Genomic DNA, 22,108 nt, shown 5'->3' with positions numbered 1-22,108 from the left:
TTTCATTACCAACCCGTATCGAGGTCCGCGAGGCTCCCGGCGCTGAAGCAGGCTATGACCCTTCCAGCAGCGCCCTGAACACGCGCCGCACCTCGCTTTGCGTCTCCTTCACCCGTGCCTCGAGCGAGGACAAATCCGGCGCGTCGCCGGCGCGCGCCATGACGCGCTGCAGGTCGGTGCCGGCGGTTTCCGGCTTGAAGCGCTCGCTGACGCAGAGGCGCAGGATCTGGGTGAGGTCGTGATAGAGCCGCGCCGCGGCCCGCAGGATCTCCGTCTCCGATTGCGCGAGCACGCCGATCCTGCAGGCATTCTCCAGCACCTGCACGGTGCTGACGTCGAGAATCTCCGGCTTGTCGTGCGCATGCACGAGCTGGAGATATTGCGCGATGAAATCGATATCGACCATGCCGCCGGCGGCATGCTTGAGATCCCAGCAATCGGCCTCGCCCTTCTCCTGCGCGATCGCGCGCCGCATGTCGGCGACGTCGTTGGCGGTGATGGCGGGGTCGCGGCGGCGCGTCAGGACATCGCGGATGACGCGCTCGATCCGTTCTCGGAATTCGGGCGACGCCGACACCACGCGCGCACGCGTCAGCGCCATGTGCTCCCAGGTCCAGGCCTCGTTGGCTTGGTAGTCCGCGAACGAGGTGAGGCTCGAGGCCACCGGGCCCGCGCGTCCCGAGGGCCGCAGCCGCATGTCAATCTCGTAGAGCACGCCGTAATTGGTGCGCGTCGTGAAAGCGCTGATCAGGCGCTGGGTCAGCCGCGCAAAATAATGCGCACCCTGCAGCGATTTTGTCCCATCGGAGTCCGGATTGTCGCTGTCGAAATCGTAGAGCAGGATCAGGTCGAGATCGGACGAGGCCGTCATCTCGCGGCTGCCGAGCCGGCCCATTGCGATGATCGCGGTCTCCTGGCCCTTGATCCGGCCGTGCTGAGCGGCGAAGCGGTCGGCGACGAGGCCGTGCACGGTGTGGACGATTCCCTCCGCGACGTCGGCGAAGGCCGTGCTCGCCTGCTGCGCCGAGACGGTGCCGGAGAGGATGCGCGTGCCGATCAGGAACAGGCTCTCCTGTCCGAACAGGCGCAGGCGATCGAGGAACTCCTCGTATGAACCGGCGTCCTGCACTGTGGTCGCGAGCCGCCCCGACAATTCCTGCCTGTCGGGCATGGCCCCGAAGAAGCGCGGATCGATCAGGCCGTCCATGAGCTGAGGCTGCCGCGCCAGCATGTCGCCGAGCCGGGGCGCTGCTCCCAGCACCAGAGCCACCAGCGCGACGAGATCGCGGTTCTGGCCGAGCAGCGTGATCAGCCGGCCGCCACGCTGCAGCGCCCCGAGGAAATGATCGAACGAAACGACCGCGCGATCCGGCTCTTCGGCATGGGCAAGGCCATCGATCAGGGCCGGCACGAACTCGACGAAGGCGCTTCGCGTCGCCTCAACGCGGAAGACGCGATAGTCGCCGGTGATCCAGTCGCGCACCGTCTGCGCGACCGCGGCCGGCTTCTTGAAGCCGAGCGTCGCCAGGTGCTGCAGCAGGCGCGGATCGTCGGGGCCCGCACCGTAGTCAAGCGCCGGCAGCTTGGCCGTGCCGGTGGGGTCGTCGCCCTCGAACAGTTTTTCGTAGTGGCCCTGGACGATCTGGAGCTGGTGCAAGAGGTCGCGCGCAAAGGCCTCGCGATTTTGATAGCCGAAGAACCAGGCGAAGCGCTCGACCGCCTGCTTGTCCTCGGGCAGCGTGTGGGTCTGCTCGTCGGCGATCATCTGCAGGCGATGCTCGACCCGGCGCAGGAATTCGTAGGCGGTCGTCAGCTCGTCGCGCGCCGCCGCAGTGATCCAGTTGCTGGAGGCGAGCACGTCGAGCGCCCTCAGCGTCGGCCGCACCCGCAATTCCGGATGGCGGCCGCCCGCGATCAATTGCTGGGTCTGCGCGAAGAACTCGATCTCACGGATGCCGCCGCGCCCGACCTTGACGTTGTGGCCCTCCACCGCGACCTCGCTCTGGCCGCGATACGTCTGCATCTGCCGCTTCATGTCGTGCACGTCGGAAAGCGCTGCGAAATCGAGATGCTTGCGCCAGACGAACGGCGCGATCTCGGCGAGCAGCGCCTCACCCGCTTTGGGATCGCCGGCACAGGCCCGCGCCTTGATCATCGCGGCGCGCTCCCAGGTGCGCCCTTCCCGCTCGTAATAGTTCAGCGCGGCATCCCGCGAGATCGCCACCTGCGTCGAGGACGGGTCGGGCCGCAGCCGCAAATCGACGCGGAAGACGTAACCGTCATAGGTACGCTGCTGCAGGATGCGCGCCATGCCTTGCGTCACGCGGACGAAGAACGGCTGCGGTTCGATATCGGGCGCGAGGGTCGTCGCATCGGGATCGAAGAACACGATGAGATCGATGTCGCTGGAATAGTTCAGCTCGCCCGCGCCCATCTTGCCCATCGCGAGCACGATCAGGCCGCAGCCCTCTTCGGGTGCTTCGGGATTGGGCGGTGAGAGCTTGCCGCGTGCGGCTTCCTGCCGCAGCAGATATTGCAGCGCCGCCTGCACCGAGGACACCGCGACATCGGTCAGTGCCGCCGTCACCCGCATCACCGGCCAGACACCGCCGATGTCGCACAGCGCGATCAGGAGCGCAGCTTCCGCCTTCATGCGGCGGAGCAGCCGCATCACCTCGGCCTCATCCGAGGCCGCGAGCACCGCGCTGCGCGCCTCCGCGACCAGCGCCGCCAGATGCACATCCGGATCGCAGTCGAGCAGCCGGATCAAGCGCAAGGCATCGGCGCGCACCAGATCGAACAGATAGGGCGAAAATTCCGCAATCCCGGTCAGGATGTCGCGGGCGAAGGGATGGCCCAGGAGCGTTGCGAGACGGGCCGATTGTGCCGGCTCGAGCTCAGCCAGCCAGCTTTCGAAACGGCGTTCGTCGGTTGTGGAAGCGGCAATATGGGGAGCCTCCGCGAAGCGTGCGGCCAGCCTCTCACCATGCTTGTCCGCGTTTCCCGGCGCGGAGTGGTTCATGCCACCTTCTGTGGCACATCCGGTATTGGCGGAGCAACCCTGTCGCCGGCACCCGCGCGCGCCGGCAGCACGAGCGTGGCGACGAGGCCGGGATGGGCATCGCCCAAGCGCAATTCGCCGCCGTGCAACGTCGCGACCGCCGAGGCGAGGCTGAGCCCGAGGCCCGAGCCCGGCAGCGTCCGGCTGGCCTCCAGTCGCACGAATCGCTCGATGACGTGCTTGCGATCCGCTTCGGGGATCCCCGGACCGCGATCGGTGACGCTGAGCAGCACGTGGTCGCCATCGCGCCTCGCCTCGATCGTGATTTGCCTTGCGTCCATGCTGACCACGGTTCCCGCGGCCTGTGCCGCGGGCTTGCCGTATTTGATCGCGTTCTCGACGAGATTGGCGAGCGCCTGGCTGATCAGCTCGCGATTGGCATGAACCGGTGTCGGCTCGCACCTGACCTTCAAGGTCATGCCGTCGTCCTCGGCGAGCGGCTCGTAGAGCTCGTGGATTCCCTCCGCGACCTCCGCGGCGTCGAAGTCGTCCATGTTGCCGCGCGCCTGGCCGGATTCCGCCCGCGCGATCATCAGAAGCGCGTTGAAGGTCCGGATCAGCCCGTCGGACTCCTCGATGGTCCGCTCCAGCGCGGCGCGATAATCCGCCTCGCAGCCCGATTTCGCCAGCGCCTCCTCGGCGCGATTGCGCAGCCGCGTCAGCGGCGTCTTGAGGTCGTGGGCGATGTTGTCGGAAACCTCCTTCAGCCCCGCCATCAGCGCCTCGATCCGCTCCAGCATGGCGTTGAGGTTCTCGGCGAGGCGGTCGATCTCGTCGCCGCTGCGCCCCACGGGCAGGCGCTCGCTGAGATCGCCGGTCATGATGCGCTGCGCCGTGCCGGTCATCGCGTCGATGCGCCTCAGCACCCGCCGTGCGACGAAGATGCCGCCGCCGAGGCCGAGCACGACGACGATCAGCACCGAAAACTGCGCCGCCTTGGCGACGATGCCGAACAGGCGCCGCCGCTCGGCAAGGTCGCGGCCGATCAGAAGCCGGAAGCCGTTCTCCAATTCGGTGACGCGAACCAGCGCGCGATGATCGCGGTCATCACTGTCCTCGATCCGCCGGTAGGCCGTCTCCGACCAGCCGCGCGTCGCCAATACCCCCGGCGCCAGCGAGCCGACATTGCCGGCAATCGCCTGGCCCGTCGGCGTGGTCACGAGGTAGAGGTTGGCGCCCGGCCGCAGTGCGCGGTACTCGATCGTGCGCACCAGGCGAACCATGCCGCCGCGGCCGTAGATCTCGTTGATCTCCGAGGTCTCGGCATTGACCGTCTGCGTGATCTCCTCGGTGATCAGCCGCCGCGTGTTCCAGGCGAAATAGGCCAGCAGCGAAGCCGCGAACATCGCGAACAGCAGCAGATAGACCAGCGTCAGCCGGAACGCCGTGGTGCGGACGAGCTTACCGAATGCCGTCACGGATCATATATCCCGCGCCGCGGATCGTGTGCAGCAGCGGCCGCTCGAAGCCCTTGTCGATCTTGGAGCGCAGCCGCGAGATGTGCACGTCGATCACGTTGGTCTGCGGATCGAAATGATAGTCCCAGACGTTCTCCAGCAGCATGGTCCGCGTCACCACCTGGCCGGCGTGCTTCATCAAGTATTCGAGCAGGCGGAATTCGCGCGGCTGCAGCGTCAGCTCGTCCTTGCCGCGGGCAACGCGATGCGAGAGCCGATCGAGCTCGAGATCGCCGACACGATAGAGCGTCTCTTCGGCGGGACCGCCGCGGCGGCGCGACAGCACTTCGACGCGGGCCAAGAGCTCGGCGAAAGAATAGGGTTTTGGCAGATAATCGTCGCCGCCGGCGCGCAGGCCCTTGATGCGGTCATCGACCTGCCCGAGCGCGGAGAGAATCAGCACCGGCGTCGTGTTGCCCTTGTCGCGCAAGGCGCCGATCAGGGACAGGCCGTCGCGCTTGGGCAGCATGCGGTCGACCACCAGCACGTCGTACTCGCCGTTCTCTGCCATGGCGAGGCCTTCCTCGCCGTCGGCGGCGTGGTCGGCGATGTGTCCGACCTCGCGAAACGCCTTGGCCAGGTAGTCGGCGGATTCGCGGTCGTCTTCGATGATGAGGAGGCGCATCGTGCGTTCGGCGGCTGTCAAGGAGGTCAACCTTCTCTAAACATGGCGCGGGCGGCAATCGCATGCAAGCCGAGCGGGAGAAGCTCGAAGCGGGAAAAAGGCGGGCGGTGAAGCTGGGGGGACCTCACCGCCCTAGGCCTTCCGACGGAGGGGGGCGTAATTCCACCGGAAGGTAGATGAGGGAAGCCAGCTTTGCGCTGCTTCCCCGAAGGGCGCCGACGGCGGGGGCGACTGATGCCGGCGACACCCTTCATCTCGTGGGCCTCCTGAAGGCCTCAGCCCTTGGCGAGGGGCACCGCGACGAAGCGCGACTGGCCGCCGCTCTTCACGCGCATCAGGACGCTGTTCTTGTTGTCGGTCCGCGCCGCGTTGATGGCGTCGCGGACTTCGCCGGCGGTCGCCACGCTCTTGCCGCCGACCTCGAGGATCACGTCGCCTTCCTTGAAGCCGCGTTCGGCCGCGGCGCTCTTCGGATCGACCTCGGTGACCACGACGCCTTCCTTGCCGGCGCCGGCCACGGAATTGGCGGGCGCAACGGTCATGCCGAGCTTCGGCACGTCGGTGCCCTTGCTGGCGCCCTTGCCGCTGTCATTGTCGGTGTCGGCCTTGGCCTCGACCGTGTTCGGCAGCTGGCCGAGGGTGAGGTTGATGACCTTGTCCTGGCCCTTATGCAGCACGTTGAGCTTCACGGACGCGCCGGGCGCCATGCCGCCGATGGTACGGGCGAGCTCGCGGGCATCCTTGACGGGTTCGCCGTTGACCGCCGTGATCACGTCGCCGGACTCGATGCCGGCCTTGGCCGCCGGACCGTTCGCCTGCGGCTCCGCCACCAGCGCGCCTTCGGCCTTCTTCATGCCGAGGCTGTCGGCGATGTCGGACGTGACGGGCTGGATCTGCACGCCGATCCAGCCGCGGCTGACCGAGCCCTTGTCCTTGAGCTGCGCGACCACGCTCTTGACCGTGTTGGCCGGAATCGAGAACGCGATGCCGACGCTGCCGCCGGAGGGCGAGTAGATCGCGGTGTTGACGCCCATCACCTCGCCGTTGGTGTCGAACGCCGGACCGCCGGAATTGCCCTTGTTCACGGGCGCGTCGATCTGGATGAAATCGTCATACGGGCCGTTGCCGATGTCGCGGCCGCTGGCGGAGACGATGCCCGCGGTCACGGTGCCGCCGAGACCGAAGGGATTGCCGACCGCGAGCACCCAGTCGCCGATCCGCGGCTTGCTATCCGCAAGCTTGGCGAACGGGAAGTTGGTGCTGCCCTCGACCTTGATCAGCGCGAGGTCAGTGCGCTGGTCGGTGCCGATCACCTTGGCGGTGTAGGTCTTGCCATCGTCGGTGGTGACCTCGACCTTGTCGGCACCGTCGACCACGTGGTTGTTGGTCACGGCATAGCCGTCAGCCGAGATGAAGAAGCCGGAGCCCTGGCCCTGCACGACGCGGCCACGCCCGCCGCCCTTCAGGCCGGGGATGCCTTCCGGACCGCCGAAGCGGCGGAAGAAACGCTCCATCGGCGAGCCCGGCTGGAACGGCGAGGACGAATCGTCGCCGTCATCGTTGCTGGCCGTCTTCTCCTTGATGTTGACCTTGACCGAGATCACCGAGGGCTTCACGCGCTCGACGATGTCGGCAAAGCCGATGGGACGCTCGACCTTGCGGACCTCGTTGTTGACCTGCGCATGCGCCGGGCTGGAGAACAGGTCGGCCGGCGACGTCGACGGGCTGAAGCCATAAACGGCCGCGCCGAGACCGGCGACGACCGAGGCCATCAGCGCGAACTTGCGCGCGGAAAACACCGACCGGCGCGGCTGCCGGTAGGACGGGAGGTTCGAGAGGTCGATACGATCGTTCATGCAGAAATCTCCAGGGCCCTGAATTCCTTTTGGTGCCGGATGTCGGCAGCTTGCGGACCTGAAGATGGGGACTCCCGCCTTACCGCGCGCTGGCGGCGGGGTTAAACTTTTGTAATGAACGGACGAAGCGGATGCGGCAGTTTAGCACAGGCCGAAAATCGTGGTTCCACAGGAACTTAGTCGAGTTCCCGTAAGCGGCGACGAACGAGATTTTGGTGAGCTTCTACGTGTCCGCGCAGGTCAGGACGACTTCGCATCGTCCGATATCAAGGCGGCGAGCCGCGCTTGTTCATCGGGCGTGAGCGGCGGCGCCGGCACGTCCACACCACTTCGCGCGCGACGGCGGATTTGCAGCCACAGCGCCAGGCCGCCGCCAAGCAGCAGCACCGGCCCGAGCAGCCACAGCAGCAGGGTCTGCCGCTCGAAGCGCGGCTTGAGCAGCACGAACTCGCCGTAGCGCGCCACCAGGAAGTCGAGCACCTGCGAATTGCTGTCGCCGGCCGCGATGCGCTCGCGCACCAGCAGGCGCAGGTCGCGCGCCAGCGGCGCATCGGAATCGTCGATCGACTGGTTCTGGCAGACCATGCAGCGAAGCTCGCGCGACAATTCGCGCGCGCGCGATTCCTTCACCGGGTCCGACATGATCTCGTCGGGCTGCACCGCGTGGGCCGCCGGCAAAGCCAGCAGCAGCGCGATGAACAGGGCCATCATCCAGCGCATCGGATCATTCCGCGGGCTGCAGGCGCTGCTTGGCCCGCGCCGGTTTCGGCGCGCCGACCCGCAGGCGGCGGTCGGAGAGCGAGAGCACCCCGCCGAACGCCATCAGCACCGGCCCCCACCAGATCAAGAGGACCAGCGGCTTGTGATAGATGCGCACGGCGATGGCGCCTTCGGCGGTGGCATCGCCGAGCGAGACGTAAAGCTGGCTCGCCCCGCGCGTCAGCAGCGCCGCCTCGGTGGTCGAGGAGCCGCGCGTGGTGAAGCTGCGCTTGGACGGCGTCATCACCGTGACCATCTCGCCATCGCGGCTGATCTTGAACTCGGCGATCATCTCGCGGTAATTCGGGCCCTGGCGTTGAAACAGCCCGTCGAGCTTCAGGTCGTAGCCGGCGACGTGGGCGACGTCGTTCGGCTTCATGGTCGCGATGTATTCGCTGTTCCAGGTGGTCTCGCAGACGATCCCGATCAGCGCGAGGCCGAGGCCGGCATGCGCGAATGCGGTGCCCCAGGCCGAGCGCGGCAGGCCGCGCGCCCGGTGCAGCACCGTTGCGAACGGCAGGCGCACCAGGCCCGTCCGTTCGACGAGGTCGGTGACGGCGCCGGCAATGACGAAGACGCCGAGCCCGATCGCGAGCGGCGCCAACGCGCTGCCGCCGCGCACCCAGGCCCAGACGATGGCGACCACGACCAGCCCGGCAACGCCGGCCGCGAGCAGGCGCTGCATCACGCCGAGCAGGTCGCCGCGTTTCCACGCCAGCATCGGCCCGAACGGCACCGCGAGCAGCAGCAGCGCGAACAGCGGCGCGAAGGTGAGATTGTAGAAAGGCGCGCCGACCGACATCTTGAAATCGGCGAGCATCTCCATCGCCAGCGGATAGAGCGTGCCGAACAGCACGACGGCACAGGCGACGGTGAGCAGGAGATTGTTCAGCACCAGCGCGCCCTCCCGCGAGATCGGCGCGAACAGGCCGCCCTGCTTCAGCGAGGTGGCGCGGCCCGCAAACAGCGACAAGCTGCCGCCGATGAACAGGCACAGGATCAAGAGGATGAACACGCCGCGGGTCGGATCGGTCGCGAAGGCGTGCACCGAGGTGATGACGCCCGAGCGCACCAGGAAGGTGCCGAGCAGCGACAGCGAGAAGGTCAGGATCGAAAGCAGGATGGTCCAGACCTTCAGCGCGTTGCGCTTCTCCATCACCAGCGCCGAATGCAAGAGCGCGGTGCCGGCGAGCCAGGGCATCAGCGAAGCGTTCTCCACCGGATCCCAGAACCACCAGCCGCCCCAGCCGAGTTCGTAATAGGCCCAGTACGAGCCCATGGCGATGCCAAGGGTCAGGAAGATCCAGGCGACCAACGTCCAGGGCCGCACCCAGCGCGCCCAGGCCGCATCGATCCGGCCCTCCATCAGCGCCGCAATGGCGAATGAGAACGAGATCGAGAAGCCGACATAGCCGAGATAGAGCATCGGCGGATGCACGGCGAGACCGATGTCCTGAAGCACCGGATTGAGGTCGCGTCCCTCGATCGGCGGGCTGGCGATGCGCAGGAACGGGTTCGACGTGATCAGGATGAAGAGGTAGAAGGCGCTGGCGACCCAGGCCTGCACGGCAAGCACATGCGCACGCAGCGACAGCGGCAGATTGTTGCCGAAGCTCGCGACCAATCCGCCGAACAGCGCGAGGATCAACACCCACAGCAGCATCGAGCCTTCATGGTTTCCCCACACGCCGGTGATCTTGTAGAGCAGCGGCTTCATGGAGTGGGAATTCTCGTAGACGTTGGCGACGGAGAAATCCGAGTTCACGTGCAGCATCACCAGCGCCGTGAACGAGGCGCCGACGAATAAGAGCTGCGCCAGCGCGGTCGAGCGCGCCACGTTCATCAGGGCGGCGTCGCCGAGGCGCGCGCCGATCAGCGGCACGATGGACTGGATCAATGCCAGAGCGAGTGCCAGCACCAGCGCGTAATGTCCGGACTCTGCGATCAACGGACTGCTCCTTGCGGGCTGCCCTGCGCGGTCGTCGCCGCCGGCTTGGCGCCACCGGACGCCTGGGTACCGTAGTCGTCCTTCCAGTGTCCCTGCTTCTTCAGGGCATCGGCGACGTCCTTGGGCATGTAGGTCTCGTCGTGCTTGGCAAGCACGGTATCGGCCTTGAACACGCCATTGGCGTCGAGCGCGCCTTCGGCGACGACGCCCTGCCCTTCGCGGAACAGGTCGGGCAGAATGCCCTTGTAGGCGACCGGCAGCTTGGCGTTGCCGTCGGCGACCTCGAACGTCACCGCGAGATTGTCGCCGCGCCGGAGCGAGCCGGGCTGCACCAGGCCGCCGAGGCGAAACCGCTTGCCGGGCTCGACATGCTTCTCGGCGACCATGGTCGGGGTCGAGAAGAACACGATGGAGTCGCGCAGCGCGTTGAGCACCAGCGCGGCCGCGAGCGCGAGCACGGCGAGCGATCCGCCGATGATGGTCATACGTCGCTGCTTGCGCGTCATGGCGTATCCGTTCTCCGCATCTCTCGTCCCGAAATCGTCATCCGCCGATCCCGAGAGTCCTCAGACCTTCGTTGAGCTGGCGCAGCCGCTCGGCGTTGCTGGCAACCGCCTGCCGGGCCTCGGCCGAAGCCCCCATTGCCTTGTCCCGCTCGCCCATCACCAGATAGGCGCGCACCAGACGCAGCCAGCCTTCGACATCGTCGCCGTTCTGCTTCAGCCGCGTCGCCAGACGATCGACCATGCCGCGCACCATGGTATTGCGATCGACTTCGGCCATGTCCTTGGAGGCAGCAACCGTCTCGTCGGACAGCGCGGGCATCGTGCCGCCCCCACCGACTCGCGCCAGCGAGGACTGCACCAGGGCACGCCACGGTGCGTCCGCAGGCGCTTTCGCAAGCAGCGCGCGCCAGATATTGGCCGCATCGTCCTTGCGCCCATCCTGCTCGGCGGCAAGACCCAGGAAATAATTCGCCTTGGGGTCGTCGGCGTTCAAGCCGTGTGCGCGCTCGAATTCGGCCTTGGCCTCGGCGGTCACCACGCCGCCGGCGGCGGCCGAAATCGCTTCGCCGAGATCGGACCGGCGCTCCGCGCTCTCGCCATTGTAGGTGAGCGAGTTGCGATAGGCGCGCACCGCGTCGTCGAAGCGGCCGAGCCGCTCCAGAACCGGCGCGAGCACGTTCCAGCCGCGACCGTCCGTCGGATTCTTTTCCAGATGCTGCTCGACCTGCACGACGAGGTTCTCGAGCGACTGCGCCATGCCGGACCCGCGCTCCCGCTGCGCGAGGGGAAAGTCCTGCAGCCGGGGGGAGCCGAGCGGCACATAGACGCCGATCGCAACGAGCGGCAGGCCGGCAAGCGCCAGCACGGCCGCCGCGCGGCGCCATTTGAGGTTCGACATCGGCGCCGTTGCCGGCTCGCTGGCCGCCGCCGCAAGCAGCCTGCGGCTGATCTCGACGCGCGCAGCCTCGGCTTCGGGCGCCAAGATCAACCCTGCGGCCAGATCACGATCGATCTCGGCCAGCTGGTCCTTGTAGACCGCGACCTCGCTGCCCTGATCTTGCGCGCGGCTGGTGCGGCCAAGCGGCCAGAGCACGGCGAAAATCGCCGCGACCGTCATCAGCGCGAACACGAACCATAGCGTCATCTGGCAAGCTTCCGGCGGCGCCCGAACCGCGCCTGTAGGTGCCTTTACACCACGGCCGGAGGATGCGGCAATTGACAATTGTCAATTCGGCGCGACCCGCATGTCGTCCCGAAAGGGTGAAAATCCAACGGCTTAGCCGATCTCGAAGTCGACGCTTTGGGCGGCGTGCGCGCCGTGCCCGTCGAAGGCCTTCAGGAAGTATGTTCCCGGCTTGATCGCATCCGGCAATCTGATGCGCAGCGCTCCCACCGGAACCCTCGATGCAACCCTCGTGATGGTCTCAGGCAGCTGCCGGTCGCTGGCCTTCTCGACCAGCACCACCTTGGCCCCAACCATCAGCCTTTGATACTTGGCCACGATGACGCGGTTCTCAATTTCGATCGAGCTGATAACGGGTTTCATGCGCCCACAGATAGAAATTCCCCGGACTTGCGGCGGGAGCGTAGGGCGCGCCACATGTGTCGTCAACCTCAAATTGTGATCAAAAAAAGATGCGCGTCGATCAGCCGGCGCGCGACGATTTGCGCTCGCCCGTGAGTGCGTTTTCGGCGGCCCGGCTCATCAACGAGGCGTAATCGTCGCCGAACAGCACCTGGCAGAAGCGGATCGCGGCCTGCACCTGCTGCTGCCGATAGGTGCGGACCTTGTGATCGGCGGCGCGCAGCGACTGCACCAGTTGCTCGGTCGAGCGTTCCACATATTGCTGGAGATCGGAATAGGTGCGCAGCGTCACCTCGTTGATCGCAAGCTCGCTCGCATAGTTGCGGCAAGTCGCGACGAAATCGATCAGCGCCACCGTCTCCTCGACTTCGGTGCTGTCGATCCGCGCGCCCGGCGGAATGTCCTTTTCGGGGCGCTGGCGCAGGATGCGGCGGACGCGGCCGGGCACGCTGTCGATCTCGGATTGCAGCGCATTGGAGATGTCGGCCCGGATCGAGGTCAATTGCTTGCCCCAGGCGGAATCGTTGCGCAGGTCGAGCTCGGTGCGGAGGCCGCGCACGCCGTCGTGCAGCGTCTTGAGATTGCCGGCGACATTGTCGAAATGGCCGCGCTTGATGTCCATGCGCAGGATCGCGGCAACGCAGGACAGATCATGCAAGGCCATCGTGACGGCGATACCGTAAGGCGTCGCCGCGACGCGGATCTCGTCGTCGGAAGCCGCTATCTTGACCGCAAGGCGGATGATCTGCCAGGGCGCGGTCATCCGCTGCACGACGATCGACAATGCGAAAGGCAGCATCTGCGGCGTCTGAAGCGCCGGAATGTTGAGCGCCGACGTCACCGAGGCGATCTGGGAATCCCCGAAGGCCCGCAATGTGCGCGGCAATTTCTCGTTCAACGTCGCGATGGCGTCCCGGACCTGGAGCACCGCACCGATCGAATAGAGATCCTCGATCACGTTGGGCGGGCCGACCCGGGCAAGCGCCCGCGACTTGTCGCCGCCGCCCGGCCCCGTCAGCTCGAAGATGGCATCCGCCGCCACGGCCTGAAGCTTCTGCGCCAGGGCCTCGACCTGCCCTGCACTGTCCGCCGGCATGCGCGCCAGCGCCGCCTCGAACTCGTTCACCTTGGCCGGTGCGCCGTCTCGGCCAAGCCACTGCCAGATCGGCTGCAGCGAGGAGCGGCGAATCTGCCCGGCCCTGACAGGAGTGCCAGCCTCGACCAGGAACGGCTCCAACACCTGGAACAACAGCCGCGATAAATCGTCCGTACGCGGCGGCAAAGCCTCCTCGGCTTCGCTCTTGCGGACGATCTTGCGCAGCTGCTCGAGCACGAGGGTGGCCACCGCCGTGTCCTGGCCGCGCTCCAGCGCACGCTCGAACTCCCGCATCAGCAGCGCCTGCGACTGCGGCGGGAGCTGCGCGAGATATTCCCTCAGCCGCTCGATCGATGTCTGGCTCATGCGCCCGGGTAATGCACGGTAAAATGGCGGACATGGGATGGGTCCGGCACGATCATAGGAGGTCCCCACTTAAGAAGCCGTTTAGGAAGCTGCCTCGAATGCCCCCGCTCTTCCCTGGAGGAGCGCCGGCCATGCCGGAAATTGTCGTCGAAACAAGGGATTATAAGCCCGGAAGAACCAGCTCGGCGCGCAGGCCGCCGGTCGGCGCGCTGCCGAGCGAAAGGTTGCCGCCATAGAGGGCGGCGAGGTCGGTCACGATCGACAGCCCCAGCCCCGATCCGGGCTTGGATTCGTCGAGGCGCTGCCCGCGCCGGGCGACCTGGGCCCGCTCCGCTTCCGACAGGCCGCGGCCGTCGTCATCGACGATGACCCGCAAACGCGGGCCGGCGCCGGCCTTGGGGGGCGGCTCGACGAGGACCTCGATGAAGACGCGCGAGGCCGCCCATTTGCAGGCGTTGTCGACGAGATTGCCGACCATCTCCTCCAGATCCTGCCGCTCCCCCCGAAACCTGGCGGACGGATCGGCCTTGGCTTCGACCACGATGCCGCGGTCGCGATGGATCTTCTCCATGGTCCGCCGCAGCGCCTCGATGGCGGGCGCCACCTCCGTCACGGTCGCGACCACCGAGACCCGCGCCGCGATGCGGGCGCGCTCCAGATGATGGGCGACCTGGTCGCGCATCACGTCCGCCTGCTCCATCACCTTCTCCGCGAAGGGATCGGCGGCGTGCGCGGTGGCTTCGTTGACGATGACCGAGAGCGGCGTCTTGATCGCATGAGCGAGATTGCCGACATGGGTGCGCGCGCGCTCGACGATCTCGCGATTGGCGTCGATCAGCGCGTTGGTCTCGCGCGCCAGCGGCGCGATCTCGACCGGGAATTCACCCTCGAGCCGTTCTGCCCGCCCGGAGCGGATGTCGGCGATCGATTCCGAGATGCGCTTGAGCGGTGCAAGGCCGAAGCGGACCTGGAACACGGTCGTCAGCAGCAGCACGATGCCGAGCGCGGTGAAGGTGCCGCCGAGATAGTAGTCGAAGCTGCGCGTCTCGTCGAAGATCTCGGTGTCGTCCCCGGCGACGCTGACCAGAAATTTGCCGTCGGCGCCGAGATCGACCGGCCGTTCCACCATGCGCAGATTCTGCCCTTCCGGCCCGTCGACGTAAGCGAGGCGGATGCCGGCGGCGGTGAGCTCGGCGCCCTGCTCTTCCAGCTTCGGCAGCTTCTTGTCCCAGAGCGAGCGCGAGGAGCGCACTTCCGGCTTTTCGGTGTCGGTGCGGGTGATCTGCCAGTACCAGCCGGACAGCGGCAGCTCGAACAGGGGCTCACCGAGCGACTGGAACTGGCGGTCCGGCGGCTCGTCGGGGGTCGCGACCTCCGCGATAAGGGTGCGCAGATAGAGATTGAGCCGGCGGTCGAAGGCGCGCTCGGTGGCGTTCTTGTAGACCGACGACAGCACGATTCCCGTGATGGCCAGGATCACCACGAGCCAGGCGGTCGCCGACAGGAACAGTCGGTTCGCAAGCGAGCTAGCGGCCATCGGAATGATCCCGGGCGGTGCAGGATGGCAGGTGGTCGGACGTCATGACCGGACCAAGGGCCCTGTTCGGCCTGCCGTCAAGCCAAGATACTTAAAGGCCGGAACGCCTCAAGCGCCCGGCGCCGGCGGCGGGGTCAGGAGATAACCGAGGCCGCGGACGGTCTGGATGATGTCGACGTCGAGCTTCTTGCGGATGCGGCCGACGAAGACCTCGATGGTGTTGGAGTCGCGGTCGAAATCCTGGTCGTAGAGATGCTCGACCAGCTCGGTGCGCGAGACCACCCGCCCGGAATGGTGCATCAGGTAGGCCAGAAGCCGATATTCGTGCGAGGTCATCTTGACGGGATTGCCGGAGACGCTGACCCGGCCGGTCCGGGTATCGAGCGTAACCGGGCCGCAGGTCAATTCGCTCTGGGCATGGCCGGTGGAGCGGCGCAGCAGGGCGCGGATGCGCGCCAGCACCTCCTCCAGATGGAACGGCTTTGCCACGTAATCGTCGGCGCCGGCATCGAAGCCCTGCACCTTGTCGCTCCAGCGGTCGCGTGCGGTGAGGATCAGGACCGGCATGGTGCGGCCGTTGCGGCGCCAGGCCTCCAGCACCGAGATGCCGTCCTTCTTGGGCAGGCCGATATCGAGCACCACGGCGTCATACGGCTCGTTGTCGCCGAGATAGTGCCCCTCCTCCCCGTCGAAGGCCCGATCGACGACATAGCCGGCGTCGGTCAGCGCCTTGGTGAGCTGGCGATTGAGATCGGGGTCGTCCTCAACAACGAGCAGGCGCACGCTTCTCTCCAAAGATGGGCTGCCAGAACAGGCGAGTTGAACACCGCCAGAGATGAGCAATTCCGGCGTGAACCGAATATGAACGCGGGGAACCGGCCGACGTTACTTTTTGGTCATATACGACCTGCCGCGCGCACATGCGACTGCGCCCACCATGCCGCCGGAGGAGCCGGCGGCATGGTGGGCGCAAGGTGCCGCATCGCGCGGCGAGCCGGAAGGTGCCGGCGTGCCTTGCCGGCCGTCAGGTCCGGAAGAACACGAACCAGACGACGGCGAGGATCAGGATCGCAAGCCCGGTCGAGATGGCGAGCAGCGCCGCCACCGAAGGCCCAGGCTCGCCCTGGCGCGCCTCGGTCGGAGTTTCGACGATCCGGTTCTGCTCTCGCGTGGTTGCCATGGTGACCTCAATCTGTGGCTGTCGCGTCGGATGGCCGCGACCTCCTCGCGGCGATGAACTGCCGGGGCAACGCGTCATCTCGGGCGATGTTCCGGGCCATGGGCCCGCCACGCCACACGGTGCAGGCGGCGATTAACGCCGTTGCGAGATTCCGCGCCGGCGCTTGCTATGATTCGCAACTGGGCGATGGTATCTTCAGGGCTTGTCCTCTGTTGCGTCTGGAGTAGCCCATGGCCCCCCGCGCCAATTGGAAGGGTTTTCTGCGTCTGTCGCTCGTGACCTGCCCGGTCGCGCTCTATCCGGCTACTTCGGATACCGAGAAGGTCTCGTTCAACCAGATCAACCGCAAGACCGGCCACCGCATCAAGTATCTCAAGGTCGATGCCGAGACCGGCGACGAGGTGACCTCGGAGGACATCGTCAAGGGCTACAAGGTCGACACCGACACCTATATCGAGGTCACCAAGGACGAGCTGGACGACATCGCGCTCGACTCCACCCACACCATCGAGATCGACGAGTTCGTGCCCAAGGCCGACATCGACAACCGCTATCTGATCCGCCCCTACTATCTCGTGCCGGACGGCAAGGTCGGCCACGACGCCTATGCCGTGATCCGTGAGACCATCCGCAGCATGGACAAGGTCGCGATCGGCCGCGTGGTGCTGACCAACCGCGAGCACATCATCGCGCTGGAGCCGCTCGAGAACGGGCTGATGGGCACGCTGCTGCGCTACCCCTACGAGGTCCGCAGCGAGAAGGAATATTTCGACGACATCCAGGACGTGAAGCTGACGCGGGACATGCTCGACCTTGCCAAGCACATCGTCGAGAAGAAGTCCGGCGCGTTCGAGCCCGAGCTGTTCGAGGATCATTACGAGACCGCTCTGATCGATCTCATCAACAAGAAGCGCAGCGGCATGCCGATCACCGCCAAGGCCGCACCGAAGACCGGCGGCAACGTCATCAGCCTGATGGACGCGCTGAAGAAGAGCATCGCGAGCGAGAAGGAGGCTGCGCCCGCGGCGAAGGTCGCCAGGGACACGGCCAAGGACACCAAGGCGAAGAAGCCGAAGAAGCGCGTCGAGGGCCAGCGCGAGATGCTGCTGCCGATATCAGGCAAGGGCGGCAAGGACGCTGCGGCCAAGGCTGCGACCACCCCGAAGAAGGCCGCCGACAAGCCGGTGCGCGCCCCCGCGCGGGCAAAGAAGGCCGGCTAACGGCATCACACCCCGCGATCGCGCCGTGATGTCTCTCCTCGCCGATCGGCCGGCCTGACATGCCCTGGTCGACGGCGTTCGACGATCCCGTGCGCGTGAGCAACAAGCGCAAGCTGCTCACGCTTCAAGAGGCCGCCGACTACATCATGCAGCTGCCCGAGGACGCCCAGCACGAGGCGCATTGGCAGACCGCGATCGAGACCTTGATCAATGCGGCCGAGACCGGCGGCGGCTGGGTGATGTTCGCGCGCATCGCGATGTTGCGGGCGCTGAATGCGGACGGCCGGCGCGGATGAGCGCGATCGACATGTCCCTGCCTATTCGTTGACGAACAGGCTCAACAATCGGTTAAGGGCCACAGCACGGAGGGCAATGCCCGCGCGGCGCGGCCGATTTGACTTCATTTGGACGGAACCACGGAACCTTAATTTAATGAATGCCGTCGTAGGAGATAAGGTGCGATCGTCCTCGCTCGATTCATTTGGCGCGCACGAAGACTTATTCGATCGATTTGCAAGTCCGATAACGACGCGACCTTCCATCGGATCGGATGAACAGGAGTTGGCAATGCGTCTGCTTAGGTCCTTTCTTGCCGATGAGAATGCCGCGACCGCAATCGAGTACGGCCTGATCGCCGCAGGGATCGCTCTGGCAATCGTGACCATCGTCAACAGCACGGGCGCCGCGCTGCTCAACAACAAGTTCAACTCGGTCAGCACGGCGATGAAGTAACCGCCGGCCAACGGCCTGCGCAGCGGCTGGCCCGTGCCCGCCGACTTGCGGGCCATGATCTGGGTCAACAGCATCTGTTCCTGGTTCACGACATAGCCCCGGATTGCGCTTCGCTCCATCCAGGCTACGGCGCTTTGACGGCCCTCTGAGTGCTGATATTCTTCGGCGAGCGGGCTCGACGAGCCGTGCCGTCAATCGATCAACCAGCGCTGCCGAAAGGATGCGGATGAGAAACGTGACGCTCCTGGCTCTCGGCCTCATGTTTGTCGTCGCGTGGTCGCACGACAGCGCGCGAGGCCAGACTTCGGCCGCGCCGCCGGTTTCGCTTGCTCCGCCCGATGCATCGCCGCCACGCCCGGGTGCCCCTAAGCCCGCGCGGGTGACGACGAACAGAGCTCCGCCGGCGGCGTCCAGCAGAGAGCCTTCCGTGATTGGCGCGCCTCAACCGGTGCCGAATCCGGCCGCCGACTACGATGGCTTCAGCGTCGGCACCGTCGATGACGTTGACACGCCGAGCCGCGTGGCGCCGCCTGTGCGTTCACGCGCGGCAAGGGACGCCAGGTCCAATCCAGATGCAATTGGCCTCGATCAGGAAGATGAGGCGTTGAAGCGAAAGCTGATGATCTGCCAGAACTGCAAATAGCAGGGCAATCGCATATGACTTGTGGCGGCGGTCTGCGCGCACGCCTCGTCCTTCGAGACGGCGCTTGCGCGCCTCCTCAGGATGAGGCTAATCAGCATGAGTGCTCGTTGAACCTGCTGCCGCGCACTCCGCCCTCATCCTGAGGAGCCCGCCCAAAGCGGGCGTCTCGAAGGATGGCAGCGGGGAAAAATTCCCAAATGCGATAGCCCTACTGCAAATTGGGATGCAGCTACTTCGAAGGTTCGCCGACGCCGTTCACCTGTCTCCAACCTCGAGCGCTTCCGAGACCACGGCCGTCCGATCAGCCAGCTCGGGAATTTTGGCCAGGTAGGCCTGATAATGCGGCGAGGCTCGGTGAGCTTCGACGGCCGCAATGTCGCGGTACAGCTCGTCGAGAACGTAGCGATCTTCGTTCGATATGTCGCGCCAGACATCCCAGCGCAGGTTGCCAGGCTCAGCCCTGGAAGGCGGTGCCATGCCGACAAGCAATGCGCTGAGTTCAGCGGACTTGCCGGGGCGAGCAACCAGGATAGCAGTGATCTTGGATGGCGATTGCGTCATTCGATGGCTCCCCATGAGAGGGTAAGCGCGGCTTCAGATGCCGAGCCCATCCCTCTCGATTTCCACACTTGCGAATCTTCAAATCTTCGCGGCGCTGCTCCTATCCTTGAGGGCGGCCAGCAACTCTTTTCCCAGCGCTCCGGCCGACGCGGGGTTCTGCCCCGTGATGAGCCGGCCATCGACGACGACGTGAGGTTGCCAGTTGGCTGCGGACGAGTAATCGGCACCCTCTGCCCTCAACGCGTCCTCAAGCTCGTAAGGCACGTCATCGCGGGCGTAGTCGTACTCTTCCTTCTTCGAGAAGGACGTGAGCTTCTTGCCGCGCACGAAAGGGACGCCATCGCCAAGGTCAACGCCAAGCAGCGCGCATGGCCCGTGACAAACCGCGGCGACGAGCTTGCCAGTGCTCCAGGCACGCACGATGGCACTCTGGACCGTTGCGTTGCGCTGGATGTCCACCATGGGCCCAAGTCCGCCGGGCACCAGGATGGCGTCGTAGTCGGCGGCGTCCACCTCGGACAATTTGCGACTGTGATTCAAGCGGCGAAAGGCCTTGCTCGCGAGAAAATCCTTCTGAGCGGGATCTTTCTCGTCGTACGCATCGTAAGGCGTCCACCCCCCGGCCGGGGACGCGAACTCCACGGCGACCCCGGCCTTGTCGAGCACCTCGAAAGGATGGGCGACCTCGGCGAAAAAGAAGCCGGTCTTGCGACTATGCGGACCGATCACGGCTGCGTTGGTGACAATGAAGAGGACATGCTGGGTCACGGTTTTCTCCTTTCTGACGCTGTGTGTTTAGGCCGACAACACCACGACTGGCCGACCAATATTCTTGTTGTCGGGATCCTGGCTCTATTATGTGGATCTGCCCGATGCACGCTGCACCGTATTTCCGATTCCTGCGCGATCATGCGCAATCCCTGCGGAAAGCCGTATCGGAGCGATCCGCCTTCACCTCGGCCTGGCCGCAGCACAATTCGCGATACTGCCCCGGCGTGAGATTTGCGGCCTTGCGGAAGACGCGCGTGAAATTGGCCTGCGAGCCGAAACCGAACTCCAGGGCAATCTCGACCAGGGACAAGCGGTCACGCGCGAGCTCCTGTCGCGCGGCGTGGACGCGGCGATCGGTGACGTAACGGTGCGGTGACAGTCCGGTCGCTTCGCGAAACAGCCGGGAAAAATGATAGGGGCTGAGGCAGGCCTGGGCCGCCAGATCCTCGAGCCTGACATCGCTGCCGAGAGAAGCCTCGACATAGTCCAGCACGCGCTGGAGGCGCCGCGGGTCGAGCGCCGGTGACTTGTCGGGCGCGCGCCAACGGTCGATCGTGTAATTGCCCAGAAGATGCGCCGCGAGGGCGACCTGGATCCCCTCCACGAACAGCGCGTCGGTCGGCTGGCGCGGGCGATGGAGCAGATCGCGAAGCGGCGAGCAGATGTGGAAGAGCACCTGGTCCGCCAGACCGTGGGCGTAAGCGATCTCGACCTTTGCCGGGTCGATGTCGAAATCCGCAAGTGCGCTGTGGTCGAGCAGCGCCGGCGGCAGATAGAGATGAAGGCATTCCATCCGGTCGGAAAGCTCGAGATGGCTCTCCTGCGTCCCCACGGGCACGAGATAACTCATCCCCGGCCGTGCCAGGCTTTTCTGGACTTCGCCGTTGCCGGCGCGGCACACCATCCCGCCGCCCGACAACAGCATGACGAGCTCGGTGCAGATGGGAACGGGCGTTGCCTGACGGCCCGCCTCGAACTTGCGATGCTCGATGCTCAGCCCTGGCCAATCATTGGCCTCCGCGAGCTTCTCGCTGTTCTCGTACTTCTGATCTCCATGCGTCACGAGCGCCATCACGACCTCCGCTTCGTTGCGGCGAATCCCGGCCCCGTATCGCGCGAGCGATCATTCCATCCGGTGGTGAGTTGCAGCCCCGGTCACTGCCACGCCGATCGTGAATTACTCACAAGCCGCGCCAGCGAAGTCCAGAGGCGGCGCGGTTAAAAGAGGTAAAAGCCAGGCAAGGCAAAGGCTTGGAGCCAGGCGTGTTCGGCTTCGAAAGCTGATCTCGTCGCACCTCAGCAAGATGCGTACGTCATCGCGCAGGAATCGGAAATACCGCAATGCCGCCGCGCGCTAGAAGGCGCATCAACGGCAATGTCGCCGTATCGAGATCGGAGCCTGTTATGAAGACGCTTATCTTTGCGCTTGCTGCAATGTCGATCGCAACGGCCTCCGCCGCCGTCGCGGCCGAGAGGACCGTCTCCATCGTCCTCGTCCACGGCGCCTTCGTCGACGGATCGGGCTGGAAGGACACCTACGACATTCTCTCGAAGGCCGGCTATGAGGTGCTCGTCGTGCAGCAGCCGACGATCTCGCTTCGTGACGACGTCGCGGAGACCGAACGCGTGATCGCCAGAGCGCGGCATCCGGTCATTCTGGTCGGACATTCCTATGGCGGAATGGTCATCACGGAGGCCGGCGACAACCCGAAGGTTCGCAGCCTCGTCTATCTCGCGGCATATGCGCCCGATGTCGGGGAGTCGGTCAGCACGCTGTCGGAAGCACCCGTGCCGCCCGGCGAGCACAAGGGTCCGCTGGTCACTGAGGGCAATTATCTCTTCGTCGAGCGCGATAAATTCCCGAGCTCCTTCGCCGCCGGTGTCGACCCGGCCACGACCCGCTTCATGGCTGCGGCGCAATTGCCGTTTGGACTGCAGGCGGTGCAGACCAAGGTCGAGCGCGTGGCCTGGAAGACGAAGCCGACCTATTACATGGTGACGATGGAGGATCACATTATCCCTCCGAGCTTGCTGCGCACCATGGCCAAGCGCTCTGGCGCGAAGGTGACGGAGATCAAAAGCAGCCACGCGGTGATGCTGTCGCATCCGCGCGAGGTCGCGGCCTTCATCAGAAGCGCGGACACGTCCGCGACCGACTGAGATCGGCTGCGCCGCACACCGACGGACTTGCCTGCCGCAGACAAG

The 22,108-nt window shown here is 65.7% G+C and carries 21 protein-coding genes; 5 read left to right on the top strand and 16 right to left on the bottom strand.

Features of this window, described 5'->3' with window-relative positions; translation table 11 throughout:
- Positions 1 to 52 precede the first annotated feature (52 nt).
- The 13 genes from XI05_RS37470 to XI05_RS37410 all read right to left on the bottom strand — a co-directional run bounded on the left by XI05_RS37470 (position 53) and on the right by XI05_RS37410 (position 15,976).
- Positions 53 to 3,022 (bottom strand): bifunctional [glutamine synthetase] adenylyltransferase/[glutamine synthetase]-adenylyl-L-tyrosine phosphorylase, encoded by a 2,970-nt coding sequence (locus XI05_RS37470; protein WP_271511122.1) that lies wholly within the window; start codon positions 3,020 to 3,022, stop codon positions 53 to 55.
- On the bottom strand, positions 3,019 to 4,479 hold the full coding sequence (locus XI05_RS37465; RefSeq protein ID WP_260382948.1) for a sensor histidine kinase: 1,461 nt from the start codon (positions 4,477 to 4,479) through the stop codon (positions 3,019 to 3,021). The genes XI05_RS37470 and XI05_RS37465 overlap by 4 nt, the downstream gene beginning before the upstream one ends.
- On the bottom strand, positions 4,463 to 5,143 hold the full coding sequence (locus tag XI05_RS37460) for a response regulator transcription factor (RefSeq protein ID WP_036035209.1): 681 nt from the start codon (positions 5,141 to 5,143) through the stop codon (positions 4,463 to 4,465). The genes XI05_RS37465 and XI05_RS37460 overlap by 17 nt, the downstream gene beginning before the upstream one ends.
- A gap of 275 nt (positions 5,144 to 5,418) precedes the next feature.
- On the bottom strand, positions 5,419 to 6,999 hold the full coding sequence (locus tag XI05_RS37455; RefSeq protein ID WP_271511120.1) for a Do family serine endopeptidase: 1,581 nt from the start codon (positions 6,997 to 6,999) through the stop codon (positions 5,419 to 5,421).
- Positions 7,000 to 7,239: 240 nt separating this feature from the next.
- A complete protein-coding gene (locus XI05_RS37450; protein ID WP_271511117.1) occupies positions 7,240 to 7,719 on the bottom strand; it encodes a cytochrome c-type biogenesis protein in 480 nt (159 codons plus the stop codon).
- A gap of 4 nt (positions 7,720 to 7,723) precedes the next feature.
- Positions 7,724 to 9,706: a heme lyase CcmF/NrfE family subunit gene (locus XI05_RS37445; RefSeq protein WP_271511114.1), complete on the bottom strand. Its 1,983-nt coding sequence runs from the start codon at positions 9,704 to 9,706 to the stop codon at positions 7,724 to 7,726.
- The gene (gene ccmE / locus XI05_RS37440; RefSeq protein ID WP_271511111.1) at positions 9,703 to 10,212 is read right to left on the bottom strand and encodes a cytochrome c maturation protein CcmE; all 510 of its coding nucleotides are present in this window, start codon (positions 10,210 to 10,212) and stop codon (positions 9,703 to 9,705) included. The genes XI05_RS37445 and ccmE overlap by 4 nt, the downstream gene beginning before the upstream one ends.
- A 37-nt stretch (positions 10,213 to 10,249) precedes the next feature.
- A complete protein-coding gene (gene ccmI / locus XI05_RS37435; protein ID WP_271511108.1) occupies positions 10,250 to 11,356 on the bottom strand; it encodes a c-type cytochrome biogenesis protein CcmI in 1,107 nt (368 codons plus the stop codon).
- Positions 11,357 to 11,488: 132 nt separating this feature from the next.
- Entirely contained in the window at positions 11,489 to 11,758 is a 270-nt protein-coding gene (locus tag XI05_RS37430) for a hypothetical protein (RefSeq protein WP_271511106.1), read from the bottom strand.
- Between the two features lie 100 nt (positions 11,759 to 11,858).
- The gene (locus XI05_RS37425; RefSeq protein WP_260382944.1) at positions 11,859 to 13,259 is read right to left on the bottom strand and encodes a hypothetical protein; all 1,401 of its coding nucleotides are present in this window, start codon (positions 13,257 to 13,259) and stop codon (positions 11,859 to 11,861) included.
- A gap of 160 nt (positions 13,260 to 13,419) precedes the next feature.
- Positions 13,420 to 14,796, bottom strand: coding sequence for a sensor histidine kinase (locus XI05_RS37420; RefSeq protein ID WP_271511103.1), 1,377 nt, complete (start codon positions 14,794 to 14,796; stop codon positions 13,420 to 13,422).
- Positions 14,797 to 14,904: 108 nt separating this feature from the next.
- Positions 14,905 to 15,579 carry a response regulator transcription factor gene (locus XI05_RS37415; RefSeq protein ID WP_036035233.1) on the bottom strand — a complete coding sequence of 225 codons (675 nt, stop codon included), beginning with the start codon at positions 15,577 to 15,579 and terminating at the stop codon, positions 14,905 to 14,907.
- A 241-nt stretch (positions 15,580 to 15,820) separates the two neighbouring features.
- The gene (locus XI05_RS37410) at positions 15,821 to 15,976 is read right to left on the bottom strand and encodes a hypothetical protein (RefSeq protein WP_162832009.1); all 156 of its coding nucleotides are present in this window, start codon (positions 15,974 to 15,976) and stop codon (positions 15,821 to 15,823) included.
- A gap of 230 nt (positions 15,977 to 16,206) precedes the next feature.
- Here XI05_RS37410 and ku point away from each other — a divergent pair, with 230 nt between their 5' ends.
- The 4 genes from ku to XI05_RS37390 all read left to right on the top strand — a co-directional run bounded on the left by ku (position 16,207) and on the right by XI05_RS37390 (position 18,571).
- Positions 16,207 to 17,196 (top strand): non-homologous end joining protein Ku, encoded by a 990-nt coding sequence (gene ku, locus XI05_RS37405; protein WP_271511100.1) that lies wholly within the window; start codon positions 16,207 to 16,209, stop codon positions 17,194 to 17,196.
- A 59-nt stretch (positions 17,197 to 17,255) separates the two neighbouring features.
- Positions 17,256 to 17,492, top strand: coding sequence for a hypothetical protein (locus XI05_RS37400; RefSeq protein WP_172784238.1), 237 nt, complete (start codon positions 17,256 to 17,258; stop codon positions 17,490 to 17,492).
- A 271-nt stretch (positions 17,493 to 17,763) separates the two neighbouring features.
- Positions 17,764 to 17,928, top strand: coding sequence for a Flp family type IVb pilin (locus XI05_RS37395; RefSeq protein WP_271511098.1), 165 nt, complete (start codon positions 17,764 to 17,766; stop codon positions 17,926 to 17,928).
- 226 nt (positions 17,929 to 18,154) lie between these two features.
- A complete protein-coding gene (locus XI05_RS37390; protein ID WP_271511095.1) occupies positions 18,155 to 18,571 on the top strand; it encodes a hypothetical protein in 417 nt (138 codons plus the stop codon).
- 255 nt (positions 18,572 to 18,826) lie between these two features.
- Here XI05_RS37390 and XI05_RS37385 read toward each other — a convergent pair whose 3' ends face one another.
- The 3 genes from XI05_RS37385 to XI05_RS37375 all read right to left on the bottom strand — a co-directional run bounded on the left by XI05_RS37385 (position 18,827) and on the right by XI05_RS37375 (position 20,975).
- On the bottom strand, positions 18,827 to 19,132 hold the full coding sequence (locus tag XI05_RS37385) for a putative quinol monooxygenase (RefSeq protein WP_271511093.1): 306 nt from the start codon (positions 19,130 to 19,132) through the stop codon (positions 18,827 to 18,829).
- Between the two features lie 78 nt (positions 19,133 to 19,210).
- On the bottom strand, positions 19,211 to 19,900 hold the full coding sequence (locus XI05_RS37380) for a type 1 glutamine amidotransferase domain-containing protein (protein ID WP_271511091.1): 690 nt from the start codon (positions 19,898 to 19,900) through the stop codon (positions 19,211 to 19,213).
- A gap of 139 nt (positions 19,901 to 20,039) precedes the next feature.
- Positions 20,040 to 20,975 carry a helix-turn-helix domain-containing protein gene (locus XI05_RS37375; RefSeq protein WP_271511088.1) on the bottom strand — a complete coding sequence of 312 codons (936 nt, stop codon included), beginning with the start codon at positions 20,973 to 20,975 and terminating at the stop codon, positions 20,040 to 20,042.
- 332 nt (positions 20,976 to 21,307) lie between these two features.
- Between XI05_RS37375 and XI05_RS37370 the strand changes: the two genes are divergently transcribed.
- A complete protein-coding gene (locus XI05_RS37370; protein ID WP_271511085.1) occupies positions 21,308 to 22,063 on the top strand; it encodes an alpha/beta fold hydrolase in 756 nt (251 codons plus the stop codon).
- Positions 22,064 to 22,108 lie beyond the last annotated feature (45 nt).

The sequence above is a fragment of the Bradyrhizobium sp. CCBAU 11357 genome, assembly GCF_028128865.1.
Taxonomy (GTDB): Bacteria; Pseudomonadota; Alphaproteobacteria; order Rhizobiales; family Xanthobacteraceae; genus Bradyrhizobium.
The sequence above is the reverse complement of the archived record's forward strand: the minus strand, read 5'-3'. Positions and strand labels throughout refer to the sequence as shown.